Origin of the sequence: Helcobacillus massiliensis, assembly GCF_033106145.1 — a bacterium.
Classification (GTDB): domain Bacteria; phylum Actinomycetota; class Actinomycetes; order Actinomycetales; family Dermabacteraceae; genus Helcobacillus; species Helcobacillus massiliensis.
The window spans coordinates 350553-368217 of the sequence record NZ_CP136959.1 but is presented as its reverse complement, the minus strand read 5'-3'; the positions used below and the strand labels follow the sequence as shown (position 1 = coordinate 368217).

16 protein-coding genes are annotated in these 17665 nt (G+C 69.7%); 5 read left to right on the top strand and 11 right to left on the bottom strand.

Annotated elements, in window-relative coordinates; genetic code table 11:
- Positions 1-58 precede the first annotated feature (58 nt).
- From mraZ to R3I40_RS01770, 4 genes are all read right to left on the bottom strand, one after another.
- Entirely contained in the window at positions 59-490 is a 432-nt protein-coding gene (gene mraZ / locus R3I40_RS01785) for a division/cell wall cluster transcriptional repressor MraZ (RefSeq protein WP_183373506.1), read from the bottom strand.
- Positions 491-957: 467 nt separating this feature from the next.
- Positions 958-1392 carry an SCO2097 family morphological protein gene (locus R3I40_RS01780; protein ID WP_183373505.1) on the bottom strand — a complete coding sequence of 145 codons (435 nt, stop codon included), beginning with the start codon at positions 1390-1392 and terminating at the stop codon, positions 958-960.
- Positions 1393-1619: 227 nt separating this feature from the next.
- Positions 1620-2846: a DNA polymerase IV gene (gene dinB, locus R3I40_RS01775; RefSeq protein WP_259923485.1), complete on the bottom strand. Its 1227-nt coding sequence runs from the start codon at positions 2844-2846 to the stop codon at positions 1620-1622.
- Between the two features lie 39 nt (positions 2847-2885).
- Complete coding sequence (locus tag R3I40_RS01770; RefSeq protein WP_183373504.1) at positions 2886-3296, bottom strand: hypothetical protein; 411 nt, start codon at positions 3294-3296, stop codon at positions 2886-2888.
- 94 nt (positions 3297-3390) lie between these two features.
- On the opposite strand from R3I40_RS01770, the gene R3I40_RS01765 reads away from it, so the two are divergent.
- Entirely contained in the window at positions 3391-4287 is an 897-nt protein-coding gene (locus R3I40_RS01765) for a spermidine synthase (RefSeq protein WP_285262242.1), read from the top strand.
- On the opposite strand, the gene R3I40_RS01760 is transcribed toward R3I40_RS01765, so the two are convergent.
- Both R3I40_RS01760 and R3I40_RS01755 read right to left on the bottom strand, forming a co-directional pair.
- Positions 4232-4441, bottom strand: a complete 210-nt coding sequence (locus tag R3I40_RS01760) for a cold-shock protein (protein ID WP_183373502.1) — start codon at positions 4439-4441, stop codon at positions 4232-4234. The genes R3I40_RS01765 and R3I40_RS01760 overlap by 56 nt on opposite strands.
- A 14-nt stretch (positions 4442-4455) precedes the next feature.
- Positions 4456-5523 (bottom strand): PAC2 family protein, encoded by a 1068-nt coding sequence (locus R3I40_RS01755; RefSeq protein ID WP_285262241.1) that lies wholly within the window; start codon positions 5521-5523, stop codon positions 4456-4458.
- 254 nt (positions 5524-5777) lie between these two features.
- Here R3I40_RS01755 and R3I40_RS01750 point away from each other — a divergent pair, with 254 nt between their 5' ends.
- Entirely contained in the window at positions 5778-8066 is a 2289-nt protein-coding gene (locus tag R3I40_RS01750) for a HelD family protein (protein WP_317700063.1), read from the top strand.
- A 219-nt stretch (positions 8067-8285) separates the two neighbouring features.
- The gene (locus R3I40_RS01745) at positions 8286-10319 is read left to right on the top strand and encodes an OPT family oligopeptide transporter (protein ID WP_285262240.1); all 2034 of its coding nucleotides are present in this window, start codon (positions 8286-8288) and stop codon (positions 10317-10319) included.
- 226 nt (positions 10320-10545) lie between these two features.
- Here the strand turns inward: R3I40_RS01745 and nrdR are convergent, their stop codons facing one another.
- Together nrdR and yneA are read right to left on the bottom strand one after the other, a co-directional pair.
- Positions 10546-10998 carry a transcriptional regulator NrdR gene (gene nrdR, locus R3I40_RS01740; RefSeq protein ID WP_183373499.1) on the bottom strand — a complete coding sequence of 151 codons (453 nt, stop codon included), beginning with the start codon at positions 10996-10998 and terminating at the stop codon, positions 10546-10548.
- A gap of 127 nt (positions 10999-11125) precedes the next feature.
- Positions 11126-11473 (bottom strand): cell division suppressor protein YneA, encoded by a 348-nt coding sequence (gene yneA, locus R3I40_RS01735; protein WP_183373498.1) that lies wholly within the window; start codon positions 11471-11473, stop codon positions 11126-11128.
- A 179-nt stretch (positions 11474-11652) separates the two neighbouring features.
- Here yneA and lexA point away from each other — a divergent pair, with 179 nt between their 5' ends.
- Entirely contained in the window at positions 11653-12327 is a 675-nt protein-coding gene (gene lexA, locus R3I40_RS01730; protein WP_183373497.1) for a transcriptional repressor LexA, read from the top strand.
- A gap of 114 nt (positions 12328-12441) precedes the next feature.
- Here lexA and R3I40_RS01725 read toward each other — a convergent pair whose 3' ends face one another.
- The gene (locus R3I40_RS01725; RefSeq protein ID WP_343217742.1) at positions 12442-14469 is read right to left on the bottom strand and encodes an ATP-dependent DNA helicase; all 2028 of its coding nucleotides are present in this window, start codon (positions 14467-14469) and stop codon (positions 12442-12444) included.
- 30 nt (positions 14470-14499) lie between these two features.
- Positions 14500-15933, bottom strand: a complete 1434-nt coding sequence (hflX, locus tag R3I40_RS01720; RefSeq protein ID WP_239376119.1) for a GTPase HflX — start codon at positions 15931-15933, stop codon at positions 14500-14502.
- 231 nt (positions 15934-16164) lie between these two features.
- On the opposite strand from hflX, the gene R3I40_RS01715 reads away from it, so the two are divergent.
- A complete protein-coding gene (locus R3I40_RS01715; protein ID WP_285262239.1) occupies positions 16165-16806 on the top strand; it encodes a class I SAM-dependent methyltransferase in 642 nt (213 codons plus the stop codon).
- Here R3I40_RS01715 and dapF read toward each other — a convergent pair.
- Positions 16790-17656, bottom strand: coding sequence for a diaminopimelate epimerase (gene dapF, locus R3I40_RS01710; protein WP_285262238.1), 867 nt, complete (start codon positions 17654-17656; stop codon positions 16790-16792). The genes R3I40_RS01715 and dapF overlap by 17 nt on opposite strands.
- Positions 17657-17665 lie beyond the last annotated feature (9 nt).

The following is a 17665-nucleotide window of genomic DNA, read 5'->3' as shown; positions in this document are numbered from 1 at the left end:
CGCCGGGGAAGAAGCGTCGGGGCGCGAGCGAAGAGATGTCTCGCGGTACGTCGCGTCGTCAGAACAGTCCGGGGACGATCTCCGTCGCGGTCTGCGCGAAGGCCTCCTCGGTCTGCTCCAGATACGCCTCCCACGCGGCCGTATCCCAGATCTCGATGCGACTGCCGGTGCCGATGACGGCGCAGTCGCGATCCAGACCCGCGTACGTCCGCAGGTGAGAGGGAATGGTGACCCGGCCCTGCTTGTCCGGAACCACGTCCTCGGCGCCCGAGAGGAGGACACGCAGGTAATCGCGTGCGTCCTTGCTCGTCACCGGGGCCTGCCGCAGCTGCTCGTGAACCTTCTCGAACTCGCGCATGGGGTACACCGTCACGCAGTGCTCCTGTCCGCGAGTCATCACGAGACCGGCTGCGAGCTGGTCACGGAACTTCGCAGGGAAGATCAGTCGGCCTTTGTCATCGAGCTTGGGCGTGAAGGTGCCGAGAAACATGGGCACCCCCTCCCAGCGCTCCTGACGCGGGCTCGTCTTCCTCGTCCCCCCACTTTACCCCACTTCCCACCACCCTCAACCCCCAAGTTCGGGGAGGGTCTCCGCACACTAACGTTTAACCAGGTCAGAGCGGTGGAGGGCGGTGGAGGAGATTGCGCGCACAGTGCCGAGCGGGCCTGCCGCAGCAGGTTTCCTCCACCTCTCCCCCACCCCTCCACCACTCCCCACGCTCATGCAAAAGCGCAGGTCAGATGGCATTTCCGCCATCTGTGGGGGATGCGGGTGGGGCGCGGTGGAGGGCGCGTGGGGGTGCGAGTGGAGGGAGGTGGAGGGAACAGATGCCCAGGTTCGGTTCAGGAGTGGAGCACGGTGGAGGGTCCGGGCATGAGAAACGGGGCCCGCCTCAAGCGGACCCCGTCGGATCGATCGGGTCGATCAGTGGATGAGTGGTGGTGTGCGCTGGCGGATCACCTGTCGCCGCTCTGCCGCTTGTCCCAGCGGTCTTCGAACTTCTTCATGAGGCCCTGGGGGCTGCCGCCCTTGCCGGCGGGGTGGGCGTCTCGGCCCTTGCGGCGGTCCGCATCGGTGACGGTCGCGGTGGCGGGGCGGGCGCGGTCGCCGGTGATGGCGAACACGGCGCTGCCGAGCATGAGCAGGAACGCGAGGACCCCGAGCCAGACGGCGGGCAGGGACACGGCGAAGACGAGAAGGGCGAGGCCGGCGAGCACCCCGACGCAGCCGAGCACTATGCGACGCGGGTTGAGGGTGGTCTTCTGCGCAGCCTCGGAGTCGCCGGACGACGCGGAGGACGATGAGAAGGTGCGTGCGAGCTTGGGATCGTCGGCGAACAGCTGCTTCTCCAGCTCGTCGAGCATCTTCTGCTCGTTCTCTGACAGCGCCATCGGATCCTCCTTCGACTGTCCGGCCCCGGTGCCGATCCCATGATCGGCGTGTCCTGCAGGGCGTCCGGCCCGATTGCTGACCCCAAGGATAGGCATGGAACCTGAGGATCCGGAACCGCTCTCCCAGGGTTGGAGTGCCCGCTCCCGCCGCTCGGAGGGCCCGCCGCGAGCACCGACGGTGGCGCCCGGGGCGCGCGCTGGAGCCAGCTGGGCGGTGATGTCCCAGGTCAGTGGTCCGGGTCGGTCCGCTGGGTTCGCTGCACAGAGGTGCTGTCGGTGTCGGCTCGCAGGGCGGAACCGCGCGAGAGCGCTGCCCGGCCGAACTTCGCCCGTGCCGCATCCATCGCGGCGTCGACCTTCCCCCATGAAGCGCTGGCGCCGTCGAGCGAGTCCTGGATGGCGATCCCGCCGGCGGGGACCAGGTGCTCGGCGCGGACCCCGAGCAGGCGAACCCATCGGATCTGCTCCCGGGCGCGCTCCAGCGCGATCAGCGCCCGCTCGCGGATCTCCTCACTGGAGGCCGTCGGCGAGCGGAAGGAGATGGACCGGGTGATGGTGCGGCCGTCCGGTGCGCGCATCTTCACCGAGAGGGACGCCGCAGCAAATCCGCGGGTGCGGACGCGGTGCGCGACCGTGTCCGCCATCTGCACAGTGAGGGACCGCAGCAGGTCCGGATCACCGATGTCGTTCTCGAAGGTGCGCTCCATCCCGATGCTGTGGTCCTTCGCCTGCTCCCCCAGAGTGCGGCGGTCGATGCCGCGGGCGAGCTCCTGCAGGGCGGGCGCACCCGAGCCGAGCAGTCGGCGCGCGGTCTGCGGCGGCAGCTCCGCCAGCTCCCCCACTGTGGTCACCCCCATGTCCGTCAGCTTCTTCGCCGCCACGGGGCCCACCCCATGGATCACGCTGATCGGCAGGGGTGCGAGGAACTCCCGAGTGCGGGCTGGTTCGACGACGAGGATCCCGGCGGGCTTCGCCTTCGCCGAGCAGATCTTCGCCACCGACTTCGAGATCCCGCCGCCCACGCTGCAGGGCAGGCCGACTCGCTCCTGCACTCGTCGGCGGATCTCCACCGCGATCTCCTCCGGGGTGCCGAGGAGGCGCTGGGAGCCGGTGACATCGATGTACGCCTCGTCCACGCTGACCACCTCGATGGAGGGCGAGAAGTCCTCAAGGATCGCCATGACCTGCCGGGAGACCTCCCGGTACACGTCCCCGCGCGGCGGCAGCACCAGCAGGTGAGGGCATCGCTGCAGGGCCTGAGCGGTGGGCTGAGCGGAGTGCACACCGAACCGGCGGGCCTCATAGTTGGCAGTGGCGATGACTCCGCGCCGGCCTCCGCCGCCGACGGCGATGGCGCGCCCGCGCAGCTCCGGATCGTCCCGCATCTCTACGGAGGCGAAGAAGGCGTCCATGTCCAGGTGCAGAACAGCGCGTTCCGATGGGTCCCACTGCACCGGGCGGACACCTCTCTTCTGCTTCGCAGGCCACGCGCCTCAGCAGGCGGCGGCCAGTTCGTCCGTGAGCTCACCCTGCACGACCCGCAGGTAGCGGCGGGACTGGGCGATGTGCTCGCGGACCGTCGATTCGGCGATGTCCACCCTACTCTCCAGCAGTGGACCGCTGCGGGCCCGCAGCTGCACGAACGGCTCCACCTCCGCGGCCCGCACCCGGTGCACAGTGCCGAGACGCGACAGAGCTGTCCAGGCGTTCAGCGGCAGCGGCCGGCGCCTCTCCTGGTTCGCGCGGTCCCGCATGATGCCGGCGGTGGCCAGCGCCGCCCGATGGCAGGTCTCGAACGCCTGGGCGCGGTCCTCGCCGATGAGCTGTTCGGCGCGGTCCAGCTGCTGCTCGATGCGGTCGCAGGCATCGAACCACGTGTTCGCTGACTGAACAGTGATGGTCATGTCTCTCCCCCTGGTGACTCGGTGAGCCCACCGTAGAGAGGGGGTGCGACATTTAAAGTCGGGGGTTTCGTCGGCTCCCTCTACAATCGGCCGCATGGCCAGGTCGAAGCGCTCCCAGCGCCCCCGCGCGAACCCCCCATCCCTCCCCCTCGGGCGGGAGATCCCCACCGACACCGGCACGGTGCGGCTCGACCAGGAGACCGACGGGTCCGTGCTGGTGACCCTCAACGGGATGCCGTCCTCGATGATCCACCCGGATGCGCAGGTGCTGTCCTTCGAGTACATGCGCTGGATCTTCAGCGCGATCCGCGCCCTCCACCCGCAGAGCAGCGCCGAGGAGGGACGGCTCGCGATCGCCCACCTCGGCGGCGGCGCGGCGGCGCTCCCCCGCGCGCTCGCCGATGCGTACCCGCAGTCCACCAACAGCGTGGTGGAGATCGACGGAGCCCTCCTGGACCTGGTGCGCACCTGGTTCGACCTGCCGCGCTCCCCGCGGATATCCCTGCGCGCCGACGACGCCCTCGTCGCACTCGACGGCTGGCGGGAGGACCGGTTCGACCTCGTCATCCGGGATGTGTTCGCCGGCGGCACGATCCCCCGCGCGTTCCAGGACCTCACGGCGGCAACCTCTGTCCGACGGGTGCTGCGCCCCGGCGGGTTCTACTTCGCGAACTCCGTGATGCGCCCTGCCAGCTCCGTCATCTCCGACGAGCTCGCCACGCTCTCGCGCGTCTTCGAGCACGTGTCACTGATCGCGGAGCCGTCGGCGCTGAAGAAGAGGAGGACCGCCAACTGCATCCTGATCGGCAGTGATGATGAGCTGCCGCCGGAGGTGGAGCGGGCGATCCGCTCCGATGCGGTCAGCGTCCGCCTGATGCCGAACGCGGAGGTGCAGCGGATGATCCGGCACGGCCATGTGCTGTGCCGCGAAGCCGTCAGTTCGGCAGCGGACGAACCCGCTGAGCGCTCGGGCCCTTATCGCTTCGGATGAGCTCGAACTCCACGCGCTGGCCTTCGGCGAGGGTGCGGAAGCCGTCCATGTCGATCTGGGAGTGGTGCACGAACACGTCCGCGCCGCCGCCGTCGAGGTCGATGAATCCGAAGCCCTTCTCGGCGTTGAACCACTTCACTTCGCCCAGTGCCACGGCACTCCTCCCTGTCAGCTGCTGATGGGGCCGCTCGGCGGACCGCTGGTGCCGTCGTCGTCGGTGTTCTCGGCGAGGAACCGTTCGAAGCGGTCACCGAGCTCATCCGCGGTCGGCATGTCCGGCACGTATCCGGTGCCGTCGTTGTCCCGAGCCATCTGATCGTAGCCGTCCTCGAGGGTCTTCACCATCGCCTGCAGCTCCGGTGAGTCCTCCACCTCGTCCTCCAGCATCCGCTGGCTCGCCTCGACGATGTCCCCCAGCTCCATCAGCGGGATCTCCAGGGCAGCCGTCTCACTGACGCGGCGCAGCAGCGCGAGCGTGCCCGCCGGGTAGGGCGAACGGGTCAGATAGTGAGGGATCTGCGCAACGAAGCCCTGGCAGCGGATGCCGCCGCGCTGCAGCTCCTTCTCCAGCACGGGGATGAAGCTGCCGGGCATCTCGAACACCTGCTCGGGGCCCGCCCCGGTGGCGGCGATGCCCTCCTGTGCGTCCGCGCTGTCGCCGCTGGCGGGATGCTCACTGGTGTCGCACTGCTCGCCCGGCCCATCGGTGTCTGCACCGGTGGTGTCGGCGGATCCGTCGGCTGGGGGCTCCTCCCCCAGCGCCAGCTGGTTGGCGTGGGTGAGCATGGTGATGGTGCGGGTGTGCGGGGTCTCCGACGGGATCGCGCGCAGCGTCACCACCTGGTCGATGCCGAACGTGTCCGCGAGCGCGACCACCGCGCCCGCCAGCAGGTTCCAGCGCAGGTCCGGCTCGGGGCCCTCGAGGAGGAGGAAGGGGCGGGAGGCGTCGTCGTAGACGAGGTGCAGGGCGATCTCCGGCATCTCCACGGTGGGGTAGCGGCGGCCGTCGTACACAACGCGGGGCCGGGAGGAGCGGTAGTCCAGCAGCTCATCGGAGTCGAACCGGGCGATGCGGATGCTGCGGAGGTTCTCCTGGAAGTAGGTGGCGGCGGTCCGGCAGGTCTGGCCGGCATCGATCATGCCGGGGATGCACACCACCAGCGGGAGGGGCCCGGAGGGGACGGCGGCGATGACCTCGTGGTCCTCCAGCTGGTACAGCTCGCGGGGGTCGCGCATCGTCTCTCCTCGTGTGCTCTGCAGTTCTCGTCGGGCCCCTGGCGGGACCGGCAGCGGGGCGGCCGACGGGTGCCGCCGCCTGAGTCGGTCCTGAGCGCGGCCCGCTGTGCATCGACCATAATGGTATGTCGCCTGCGCGGCATTGAGGCTTGGAGCTGAGACGCCGCCGGCGCGCCGAGGGGCCGCGCACCGGCCGTGTCGGCGCAGCACTGTGGTCAACCGGTCGAAGAGCCGGCAACGCTGAAAGGCACGTCGTGGGACGAACCAGCACGCAGCTCGAACTCGAACAGGCAGCGGTGGACACCATGTACCGCCGGATCGATGAGCTGATCGAGCATCTGACGGACCAGATGGAGAGGACGGCCGGCTCGCAGAGCGCCTCCACCCACCAGAACCGCAGCGAACGCGACGCCTTCACTGCGTTCTACGAGGACCGCATCTCCCTGCTGCGCACCGTCAGCCATTCCGCCGTGTTCGGCCGACTCGACATGGTCGACGGCGCCCGCCGCTACATCGGCCGCATCGGCCTGTTCACCGCGAACCGTGACCAGCTGCTGATGGACTGGCGCGCCCCTGCAGCCGCCGCGTTCTACCAGGCGACCGCGCACACCCCCCAGGGGGTGCGTCTGCGCCGCCACCTCATCACCAACGGCCGCACCGTCACCGGTGTGGACGACGACGTCCTGGACCGCGACCTGCTGCACGAGGCCTCCGACGACTCCTCCGACCTGCAGGGCGAAGGCGCGCTCCTCGCCGCTGTCAGTGCGAGCCGAACTGGCCGGATGGGGGACATCGTCGCCACTATCCAGGGCGAACAGGACCGCATCATCCGCTCCGAGAACCGCGGCGTGCTCGTGGTGCAGGGCGGCCCCGGCACCGGCAAGACCGCGGTCGCGCTGCACCGCGCCGCCTACCAGCTGTACACGCACCGCGCCCGGCTGGAGCAGGCGGGCGTGCTGATCGTGGCCCCCACCCGCGGTTTCCTCACCTACATCGAACGCGTGCTGCCGAGCCTCGGCGAATCCGGCGCCGTCATGGCGACCCCGGGCGAACTGTTCCCCGGCGTCACCGCCACCGAGACGGACCAGGCGCGCATCGCAGAGATCAAGGGCCGCCCGGTGATGGCGAACCTGCTGAAGCGCGCCCTGCGCCACCGCCAGCTCGTGCCCGCCGCCGACATCCACCTGCGGATCGACGGCGTTCCCCTGACGATCACACCGGCGGACATCAAAGCCGCCCGCTCCGAGGCCCGCTCCTCCGGCCGCCCGCACAACCGCGCCCGCACCACGTTCGTGCGCGCCGCGCTGGATCGCCTGGTGGACAGATACGCCGACGAGATCCGCCGACAGGGCCGCACCATCACCGAGGAGGACCACCCGGACCTCATCAACGATCTGCGCACCGACGACGGGGTGAAGGTCGCCCTCAACCGCGCCTGGCTGCCGTACACGCCCGAATCGTTCCTCCGCTCCTTCTTCGCCTCCGAGCAGCGGGTGCGCCGCGCTGCGCACGGCCTCATGCCGATGAAGGACGCCGCCGCCCTCGTGCGGTCCAAGGACTCCGCGTGGACCATCGACGATGTGCCCCTGCTGGATGAGATCGCCGAACTGCTCGGGGAGGACGACGCCGCGGCTCGTCAGGAGGAGAAGCGGCAGAAGGCCGCGCAGCAGGACCAGATCGGCTATGCCGAGAAGGTGCTGGAGATGATGGACTCCGACGGCATGATCAGCGCGCAGGACCTCGCCGCGCAGGTGTCGCACATGCATACCCGCCGCACCGTGGCGGAGCGCGCCGCCGGTGACCGCACCTGGACGTACGGCCATGTGGTGGTCGATGAGGCGCAGGAGCTGTCGGCGATGATGTGGCGTCTGCTCATGCGCCGCAACCCCACGAAGTCGTTCACGGTGGTGGGCGACGTCGCACAGACGTCCTCCCCTGCCGGCACCACGTCCTGGACCGCCGTGCTCGAGCCGTTCGTGGAGGACCGCGCCCAGATCGAAGAGCTCACCGTCAACTACCGCACCCCCGCCCGCATCATGGCGGCGGCGAACCGCGTGGCGCGCGCCCACGACCTCCTCGCCACCGAGGTGCAGTCCGTCCGCGAGGGCGAGCACAACATGCACCTCGCCCTCCTGCCCGGTCAGGCGGGCAGCGTGGGCGAGGGGGCCCCGTCCGCTGAGCAGATGGACGCGATCGCCGCCGAGGTCCGACGGGTGCGCGCCCTGATCGGCGACGGCCGGCTCGCCGTGGTCGCACCCGACGCGGCTGTTGCACCCCTGGTCGAAGCGCTCGGCGCGCAGTTCGATCCGGGAGAGGTCGGCGCCGGATCCGCCGGCATCGACTCCCCCGTCTCCGTGATGAACGCCCGCGACTCCAAGGGCCTGGAGTTCGACGCCGTGGTCCTCACCGACCCCGCCACCATCTGCGAGGCGCACGCCCGCGGCGCGAACGACGTGTTCGTGGCGATGACGCGCCCCACCCAGGTGCTGTCGGTGCTGCACCACGGAAACCTGCCCGACGGGTTCGAGGACCCGTCGGCATGAGGCCCCCGCGGCACACCCCGCACCCGGTCGACCAGCGCTCCCCTCTCCCGCGGCAGCGCTGACCTCCGCGGACCCTCGGTGTGTTGCCGATCAGCGGCCGGTCGGGCGTAGCATGATCTGCGTCGTCCGCACGGACGATGGGCGCACTCGCGCTCCCTGACCCCCAGCGGCCGCCGCCCGATCGCTCATCCTGACGCGGCGGCCCCGACAAGGAGAGGTATGTCCTCCACCCCAACAACGGCCGCTTCCGGGCGCCGACAGGCCAGCGTGCGCGAGCTGACGCTGCGAGGCGTCGTCCTCGGCGGTCTCATCACGCTGATCTTCACCGCCGCCAACGTCTACCTCGGTCTCAAGGTCGGCCTGACGTTCGCCACTTCGATCCCCGCTGCCGTGATCTCCATGGCGGTGCTGCGCTTCTTCAGCCACACCATCCAGGAGAACAACATCGTCCAGACGATCGCCTCAGCAGCCGGCACGCTGTCCGCGATCATCTTCGTGCTGCCCGGCCTGGTCATCGTCGGCTGGTGGGCGGGCTTCCCGTACTGGACCACCGCACTGGTGTGCGCCGTCGGCGGCATCCTCGGCGTCACCTACTCCATCCCGCTGCGCCGCACCCTCGTCACCGGCAGCGACCTGCCGTACCCCGAGGGTGTGGCCGCCGCTGAGGTGCTGAAGGTCGGCGACAGCGCCGGCTCCTCCGAGGAGAACAAGCGCGGACTGCACGTCATCATCGCCGGCGCCCTCGGCGCCGCCGCCTTCTCCCTGTTCGCCAACCTCAAGGTCCTCGCCAGCTCCGTGGGCACCGCCCTGCGCCTCGGCTCCGGCGGCACCATGGTGGGCGGCAGCCTCTCCCTCGCCCTCATCGGCGTGGGCCACCTGGTCGGTATCACGGTCGGCATCGCCATGATCATCGGCATGATCATCTCCTACGGCATCCTCCTGCCGACCCTCACCCAGGGGCAGATTCCGGCCGACGCCGACCTGATGGAGACCGTCGGCGGCATCTTCGGCAGCGACGTCCGCTTCATCGGCGCCGGCACCATCGCCGTGGCCGCTGTGTGGACCCTGCTGAAGCTGATCGTCCCCATCGTCCGCGGCATCTCCGAGGCGCTCGCCTCCAACCGTCGCCGCCGCGGTGGCGGCGAGGTCGACATCACCGAACGCGACATTCCGATGTCGCTGGTCCTGGGCATCACCCTGCTGTCCATGATCCCGATCGGCCTGCTGCTGTGGTCCTTCCTCAAGGACACCGCGATCTCCCACCACACCGGCAGCCTGATCGCCGTCGCCGTGGTCTTCACCCTGCTGATCGGCCTCGTCGTCGCCTCCGTGTGCGGCTACATGGCCGGCCTCATCGGCGCCTCCAACTCGCCGATCTCCGGCGTGGGCATCCTGGTGGCGATCGCCGCAGCCCTCGTGGTGAAGCTGGTGCACGGCACCTCCGGTGCTGACACCGCGTCCCTGGTCGCCTTCACCCTGTTCACCGCGGCGATCGTGTTCGGCATCGGCACGATCTCCAACGACAACCTTCAGGACCTCAAGACCGGCCAGCTCGTGGGCGCGACCCCGTGGAAGCAGCAGGTCGCTCTGATCATCGGCGTCATCTTCGGCTCGATCATCATCCCGCCGGTGCTGCAGCTGATGCACACCGCCTTCGGCTTCGCCGGTGACCCGAACGCGGGCCCGGACGCCCTGGCGGCACCGCAGGCGTCGCTGATCTCCTCCCTGGTGAAGGGCGTGCTCGGCGGCGACCTCAACTGGGGCCTCATCGGCATCGGCGCCCTCATCGGCGCCGTGGTGATCGTCATCGACGAGGCACTCCGGGCCGCGTCGAAGGGTAAGAAGCGCGCCCTGGCCCTGCCGCCGCTCGCAGTCGGCATGGGCATGTACCTGCCGATGGAGCTGACCCTGATCATCCCGATCGGCGCCCTCATCGGCCTGGTCTACAACCGTTGGGCCTCCACGTCGAAGCGCCCGGAGGTCATGAAGCGCCTCGGCATTCTGCTGGCCACCGGTCTCATCGTGGGCGAGTCGCTCTTCGGTGTCGTGTTCGCCGGTGTGGTGGCGGCCTCCGGTGAAGCGGAACCGCTCGCGATCGTGGGTGAGGGCTTCCAGTCCGTCGCCATGATCCTCGGCGTCCTCGCATTCGCCGGCATCATCGCGGTGCTGTACCGCTGGGTGATGGGTCTGCAGAAGACCCTGCCGGCAGCCGACGAGACCGCTGAGCCCACCGGTCGCCGCGCCGCACGCTGATGTGCTGCTGAAGGCCAGCTGACGCGCCGACGGCGCTGATGCGCACGCGCCCTCCGCTTCCCGTTTCGGGAGGTGGGGGGCGCTTCTCGTTGGGGACCGCGATCGCCGCGCTTCGGGCATGAAGAAACCGGCGAGTCTGGCTTCCCCTCCAGACTCGCCGGTCAGCATTCATTATACACACTCTGCGGCGCGAGGTGTAATCGAGTGCGCATATCCGCTGCGCGGCTCAGGCGTCGGACTGCTCCCGCAGCTCGGCGATCGCCTTCTCGAAGTCCTCGAGTGAGTCGAAGTTCCGGTAGACGGACGCGAAGCGCAGGTACGCCACGAGATCCAGGTCCTTCAGCGGCTGCAGGATCGCAAGGCCCACATCGTGCGCCTCGATCTCACTGACTCCAGTGAGGCGAATGCTCTCCTCCACCTTCTGTGCGAGCACCGCGAGCTGATCATCGGTGACGGGCCGGCCCTGGCAGGCCTTGCGGACACCGGAGATGACCTTGGAACGGCTGAAGGGTTCGCCCACACCGGAGCGCTTCACCACGGACAGCGACGCTGATTCGATCGTGGAGAAGCGGCGCGAGCAGCTCGGGCACTGGCGGCGCCGGCGGATGACGGTGCCGTCATCCGCGGTCCGTGAATCGACGACGCGGGAGTCAGTGTGGCGGCAGAAAGGACAATGCACAGCGTCATCCTACTAAACGGCCTGACAGTCCCACCGTCACCCTGGGTGGAGGAACAGCTCCGCCCCGTCACCGGCGGCGATGAGGGGGTTCGCGGGTGACGGGGCGGGCTGGGTCCGGTGGTGCCGGTCAGGACACGGGCAGGTGCAGGCTCTGACCGCGCTGCACGACGCCGTTCTGCAGGTCGTTGAGGTCCTCCACCATGAGGATGTAGTCGCGGACATCGGTGCCCTCCGGGGCGTACTGCGAGGCGATGCCCCACAGGGTGTCCCCCTCGTGCACGGTCACGGTGACGTACTCGGTGGTGGCGGTGGAGCCCGCTTCAGCGGCGGGCGTGAAGGAGGCCATGCCCATCAGGAACGCCAGGCTGAGCGCGACCGAGGCGATCAGCAGGCCGAGGACCACACGACCACGACGGGTGATGCGCAGGCGAACATCTGGTCGAAGAGCGACGGGACGAACGGTGGTGGCAGTCATGATTGGAATCCTTGTTCGATGTGCGAATGACTTGACCCTACGATCACTTGTTCGACGAAGTCAAGACTCTTTCGAACGATCGTTTGAATATGCGGCTTGGGCCACGTACTCTTGAGTCGAGACAGACTCAAACAGAGGGGTGCGACATTTAAAGTCGCCCCATCGCGGAAAGGGCGCTGATGACCGAGACGAACGAGACCACCGACGGCGCTGCTCGCCCCCGTCTGACCGCCCGTCAGCGCCGCATCCTGGACGTCATCGAGGATGCGATCCGCGAGCACGGCTACCCGCCGTCCATGCGCGAGATCGCCTCGAAGGCGGGCCTGGCCTCCCCCTCCTCCGTGCTGCACCAGCTGACCGTCCTGGAGACCAAGGGCTATGTGCGCCGCGACCCGAACCGCCCGCGCGCCCTCGAGCTCGTCCAGGGGGATGATGCTCCCGCTCCGACCAGCGGCGACTTCAACGGCATCCAGCCGGCCGCCACCACGAACGTGCCGCTGGTCGGCCGCATCGCCGCCGGTTCGCCGATCACCGCCGAAGAGCAGATCGAGGACGTGTTCACACTGCCGTCCCAGCTGGTCGGTGACGGCAACCTGTTCCTGCTGAAGGTCGTGGGCGATTCGATGATCGATGCCGCGATCTGCGACGGCGACTGGGTCGTCGTCCGCGCGCAGCGGGTGGCTGAGCAGGGAGAGATCGTCGCCGCGATGATCGACGGCGAAGCCACCGTGAAGTCGCTGCACATGCGGGACGGCCACGTGTGGCTGATGCCGCACAACCCCGCCTACACGCCGATCCTCGGCGACCTCAGCGAAATCCTCGGCAAGGTCGTGGCGGTGCTCCGCTCCGTCTGACCAGCCGCTGGCCCGCCCGGCCCACCCGGTCGTCTCCGTTCCATGCGCCTCCGGTTCGCCGCCGGGGGCGCATGTGCGTCTCCCGGCTGGTTCCGCCCCGAACGGGCGCGGCTCTCAGGACCTGCGCGGCGCCGCGGCGAGGCGCTCCAGCGCTCCCAGCGCCACGGACGCGCGCTGCGTGTACCACAGCGGCGGCATCGCCTGCCGCAGATACGAACCGTACCGCCGGGTCGCGAGCCGTGAATCCAGCACCGCCACCATTCCCCGGTCGCTGCGGGTGCGGATCAGCCGCCCCGCGCCCTGCGCCATCAGCAGTGCCGCGTGCCGCGCAGACACCGCCATGAACCCGTTCTTTCCGGACTCGCTGAGCCGCTCCTGCAGAGCCGCCTTCAGCGGGTCATCCGGCCGCGGGAACGGGATCCGGTCGATCACCACCAGCCGGCACGCATCCCCCGGCACGTCCACGCCCTGCCACAGTGACAGCGTCCCGAACAGGCACATCGACCAGTCCTCACGGAACTGGCGCACCAGGTTCGTCAGCGAGTCCTCGCCCTGCAGCCCCACCGTCAGGCCCGTGTGGGCGCGGACGTAGTCCGCCGCCGTCTCCGCTGCGCGGCGGGAGGAGAACAGTCCCAGGACGCCGCCCTCGCTCGCCTCCGCGAGCTCCACCAGATGCTCCAGCAGCTGCTGGGACAGACCCTCGCGTCCGGGCGGCGGCAGCTGCGATGCGCAGTAGAGGATGCCCTGCTTCGGGTAGTCGAACGGGCTGCCGACGTCGATGCCCGCCCACTGCTCCCGCTCCGCGGACGACGACTCCCGCATGAACCCGCTCATCGGGGCGCCCAGATCCACTCGCGACCGGGGGAACAGGCCGACGGATCCCGCCGCCTGATCGAACCTGCCCGCGAGCGCCAGGGTCGCGGAGGTGAAGACCGTGGTGCGCTGATCGAGGATGGCGCGGCGCATCGCCGAGGCGACGCTCAGCGGCGCCACCTCGATGATGGAGCGTCCCGTCATCTCCGAGTGGGAGATGTAGCGGACATCGTCCTCATCCGGGCTGATGAGGCGGGCGCACACATCCATGATCTCCTGGAGCTTGGTGCGGGCCGCTTTGCGCGCCCCGGCCGTGGAGGCGGCAGTCGAGTCACCGGCGTCCTTGGCATCGGAGTGGGCTTGGCGCGCTTCGATCTCCAGCAGTGTGATGGCGTCGCTGAGGACAGGCGGCATGTCGCCGGTGATGCGTCCGTCGGGCTGCAGGCCGAGGGCGTCCCCGAGGGCGTGGCCGGCGTCGTCGAGGGCGGTGGAGACCACGCCGAGACCTCGCAGGTCCCGAACCGCAGAGCGGACGTGGCCGGCGCTGAGCGTTTCGGTGACGGCGCCGGTGACACGGGCGGCGAGCTCGTGGGCCTCGTCGATGATGACGACGTCGTGCTCGGGGATGATGCCGTGCCCGTCGAACGCGTCGATCGCCAGCAGGGCATGGTTGGTGACGATGATGTCGGATTCCTTCGCGATGGCGCGGTTGCGCTCCGCGAAGCAGGAGTCCTTCATCGGGCACTGCGCGCCGAGGCATTGGGCGCCGGTGACGGACACCTGCCGCCAGGCACGGTCCGAGACGGGGGTGCGCAGGTCGTCGCGGTTGCCGGTGTCGGTGTCCTCCGCCCATTCGCGCAGCCGCTTCACCTGGTCACCGAGGCGTTCGGACGCGGCCGGCTCGCCTGTGACGGACGCTTCGCTGAACAGGGCGCCGGGGTCGAGGTCGTCCGGGTAGCCGCCGGCGATCTTGTGCAGGCACAGGTAGTTGGAGCGGCCCTTCAGCAGGCTGAACGACGGGGTGCGCTCCAGCATCGGGGCGAGCGCGTCCACCAGTCGGGGCAGGTCCTTCTCCACGATCTGGTTCTGCAGCGCGATGGTGGCGGTGGAGATCACCACCGGGGCGTCGTTCTCGACGGCGTAGGCGAGTGCGGGCACGAGGTAGGCGAGGGACTTGCCGGTCCCGGTACCGGCCTGCACCAGCAGGTGCCGCTTGTCCTCCAGGGACTGGGCGATGCCCTCCGCCATGGTGCGCTGACCGGTGCGGACTTCACCGCCGACCGCGTCGACAGCGGCTTCCAGGAGCTGAGGGATCGGTGCGGTGGCCATTGGTCGATCCTACCCGCGCCTGACCGCTCGTCAGCGGACCCGCGCTTCGTCGAGTTCAGCGGCGAGACGGCCGTCCACACGGGCGTGCACGTGGGTGCCGTTCTCCTCGAACTCCTCGCTGATCATCTCGCCCGTGGTGTGGATGCGGGAGACGAGGTCGCCGCGGGTGTACGGCACCACGAGGTCCACCTCTTCGGTGGGCTGCGGGAGGCGCTCCGCGATCATCTCGCGCAGCTCCTCGATGCCCTCACCGGTGATGGCGGACACCGCGACGGAGTCCTGGACCTGGGAGCGCAGCCGCGCCAGGGTCTCAGGGGCGGCGAGGTCCGCCTTGTTGAAGACGACGAGTTCGGGGACGTCGAAGTCCTCGATGTCTGAGAGGACTTCCCGCACCGCCTGGATCTGGCCCTCCGGGTCGGGGTGGCCGGCGTCGACCACATGCAGCAGCAGGTCCGCGTCGGCGACTTCTTCGAGGGTGGAGCGGAACGCTTCGACCAGTTCGTGCGGGAGGTGGCGCACGAAGCCGACGGTGTCCGCGAACGTGAACTCGCGGCCGTCGGGGGTCTGCGCGCGCCGCACCGTCGGGTCGAGGGTGGCGAACAGGGCGTTCTCCACGAGGACCCCGGCGCGGGTGAGGCGGTTGAGCAGCGAGGACTTCCCGGCGTTGGTGTAGCCGGCGATGGCCACCGCGGGCACGTCGCGGCGGTACCGGTCGGCGCGTTTGGCGGCACGACTGGGCGCCATCTCCTTGATCTCCCGGCGCAGCTTCGCCATGCGGGTGCGGATGCGGCGGCGGTCCAGTTCGATCTTCGTCTCACCGGGGCCTCGGGAGCCGATGCCGGCGCCGCCGGCGACTCGGCCACCGGCCTGACGGGACATCGATTCGCCCCAGCCGCGCAGACGCGGCAGCAGGTACTCGAGCTGTGCGAGCTCCACCTGCGCCTTGCCTTCGCGGCTCTTCGCGTGCTGGGCGAAGATGTCGAGGATGAGGACGGTGCGGTCGATGACCTTCACCTTCACGATGTCCTCGAGGGCGCGGCGCTGGGAGGGGCCGAGCTGGCCGTCGGCGATGACGGTGTCGGCACCGACCTCCGCCACGAGGTCCGCGAGTTCGAGCGCCTTTCCCTTGCCGAGGAAGGTGGCGGGGTCCGGGTGGGCGCGGCGCTGCATGACGCCGTCGAGGACGGTGGAGCCGGCGGTTTCGGCGAGGGCGGCGAGTTCCCGCATGGAGTTCTCGGCGTCGGTGACGTTGCCGGTGGTGAACAGGCCCGCGAGGACCACGTTCTCGAGCCGCAGTTCGCGGTATTCGACCTCGGTGACGTCGTCGAGCTCGGTGGAGAGGCCGTCGACGCGGCGCAGGGCGTGGCGGTCGGCGAGGTCGAACTGGTCGCCGTCGGAGTCGCTGCTGGAGTAGGTGACGGCGGAGATGGAGGCGTCACCGCGGGACAGGACGCGGTCCATCATCGAGCTGCCGCGGCCCCGTGCGGTGTCCGCTGCCCCGTCGGCCGCGCCCGCCTGCCCGGTTCCGTCATGCTCCCCGCGGGCGGGGGCGTCGGAGTCGAGGCTGAACTCGGGGTCGGGGGTGAAGGAGGTGGGCAAGTCGGGGGCCTTCTCTCGGTCGGCGGTGGTGGTGATGCTCCAGCATGGCACGCCCGGGGCGCGGGGTCGATCGATTTATGGCCTACACTCCCCCATGTGACACGCGAAGCAGACACTCCCGGCACGCCCGCCCACTACTTCTCGCCCGCCGCGGGTGCGGATCTGCGCACTCGGGAGCTGCGGGTGCCGCTGGCCGGTGAGGAGCGCACCGTCCTCTCGGCCGACGGGATCTTCTCCTCCGACGGTCTGGACAAGGCGACGGCGCTGCTGCTCGCACAGACGGATCAGATGCCGCCGCTGGAGCCGGACAGCACCGTGCTGGACCTCGGCTGCGGCTGGGGACCGATCGCGCTCACGATGGCGCTGCTGCAGCCGCAGGCGCGGGTCCTCGCCGTGGACGTCAACGAGCATGCGCGCGCGGTGTGCGCCCTGAACACCCAGCGCCTGGGCCTGACGAACATCGAGGTCATCGCCCCCGAGGAGTTCCCGGAGGGCGACCGGATCGACGCGATCTGGTCGAACCCGCCGATCCGGATCGGGAAGCAGGCGCTGCACGAACTGCTGCGGCTCTGGCTGGACCGCCTCACCCCGGAGGGGACGGCGTCGATGATCGTCGGCAAGAACCTGGGGGCGGACTCCCTCGCCGCCTGGATCGGCCGGGAATGGCCGGACCGCCGGGTCGAGCGGCTGAACAGCTCGAAGGGGTTCCGCCTGCTGCAGGTCAGTCGGCGCGGCTGAGCACTGCGGGACCGGCGAGGGTCATGTGGCCGTCGCTGTCCCACCCGATGCGCAGCTGGCCGCCGCGCACGTCCACCAGCCACTGCTCACCCCAGCCCTCGCCGAGGGCGTCAGCGGTGGCGGCGACCGCAGCGGTGGCGCCGGTGCCGCAGGACAGGGTCTCCCCCACTCCACGTTCGAACACGCGCATGCGGATGTGGCGGTCGCCGAGGACCTGCACGAATTCGATGTTGGCGCCGTCGGCCGGTTCGGGTGTGAGGTCGGGCCGGTCAGCGAGGTTGAGGCAGTCGTAGTCGACGCCGTCGGGCAGCTGCACCACGCAGTGCGGGTTGCCGAGGTCGACATCGCGGCCTTCGAACGAGTCGGAGTCGACCGTCACCATGCGGACGGCATCATTGGTGCGGGCAGGGCCCATGCCCACCTTCACCTGCCATTGCTCGTCGCCGCCGCTGGGCGCCTGCTCAATGGTGACGGAGCGTTCGCCGGCGCGGGTCATGATGGGGAACTCGTCGGCCTCCACCCAGCCGCGGTCGCGGAGGTGGGCGGCGAACACGCGCACGCCGTTGCCGCACATCTGGGCGATGGAGCCATCGGCGTTGCGGTAGTCCATGAACCATTCGTGGCCGGTGCCGTCGGGCCGGTCACCGGAGGCGATGAACCCTTCGCCGCTGGCGGCGGTGCGCACCACCCGGATGACGCCGTCGGCGCTGTCCTCACCCCAGAGGGCGGCGAGGTCGCGGACGTCCTGCTCGGTCAGCGCGAGTTCGCCGTCGGGGTCGTCGACGAGCACGAACGTGTTCTTGGTGCCGTGCCCGAAGCTGATGCGGGGGTCGGTGCTGCGAAGTCCCATGGGGCGCAG

Coding starts and splice junctions, on each gene's coding strand:
- R3I40_RS01780 (WP_183373505.1), bottom strand. CDS start 1,392: ATGGCGCTGTCAGAGAACGAGCAGAAGATGCTCGACGAGCTGGAGAAG.
- yneA (WP_183373498.1), bottom strand. CDS start 11,473: ATGACTGCCACCACCGTTCGTCCCGTCGCTCTTCGACCAGATGTTCGC.
- lexA (WP_183373497.1), top strand. CDS start 11,653: ATGACCGAGACGAACGAGACCACCGACGGCGCTGCTCGCCCCCGTCTG.
- dapF (WP_285262238.1), bottom strand. CDS start 17,656: ATGGGACTTCGCAGCACCGACCCCCGCATCAGCTTCGGGCACGGCACC.
- R3I40_RS01725 (WP_343217742.1), bottom strand. CDS start 14,469: ATGGCCACCGCACCGATCCCTCAGCTCCTGGAAGCCGCTGTCGACGCG.
- R3I40_RS01765 (WP_285262242.1), top strand. CDS start 3,391: ATGGCCAGGTCGAAGCGCTCCCAGCGCCCCCGCGCGAACCCCCCATCC.
- R3I40_RS01755 (WP_285262241.1), bottom strand. CDS start 5,523: ATGCGCGACCCCCGCGAGCTGTACCAGCTGGAGGACCACGAGGTCATC.
- mraZ (WP_183373506.1), bottom strand. CDS start 490: ATGTTTCTCGGCACCTTCACGCCCAAGCTCGATGACAAAGGCCGACTG.
- hflX (WP_239376119.1), bottom strand. CDS start 15,933: ATGATGGACCGCGTCCTGTCCCGCGGTGACGCCTCCATCTCCGCCGTC.
- R3I40_RS01745 (WP_285262240.1), top strand. CDS start 8,286: ATGTCCTCCACCCCAACAACGGCCGCTTCCGGGCGCCGACAGGCCAGC.
- R3I40_RS01770 (WP_183373504.1), bottom strand. CDS start 3,296: ATGACCATCACTGTTCAGTCAGCGAACACGTGGTTCGATGCCTGCGAC.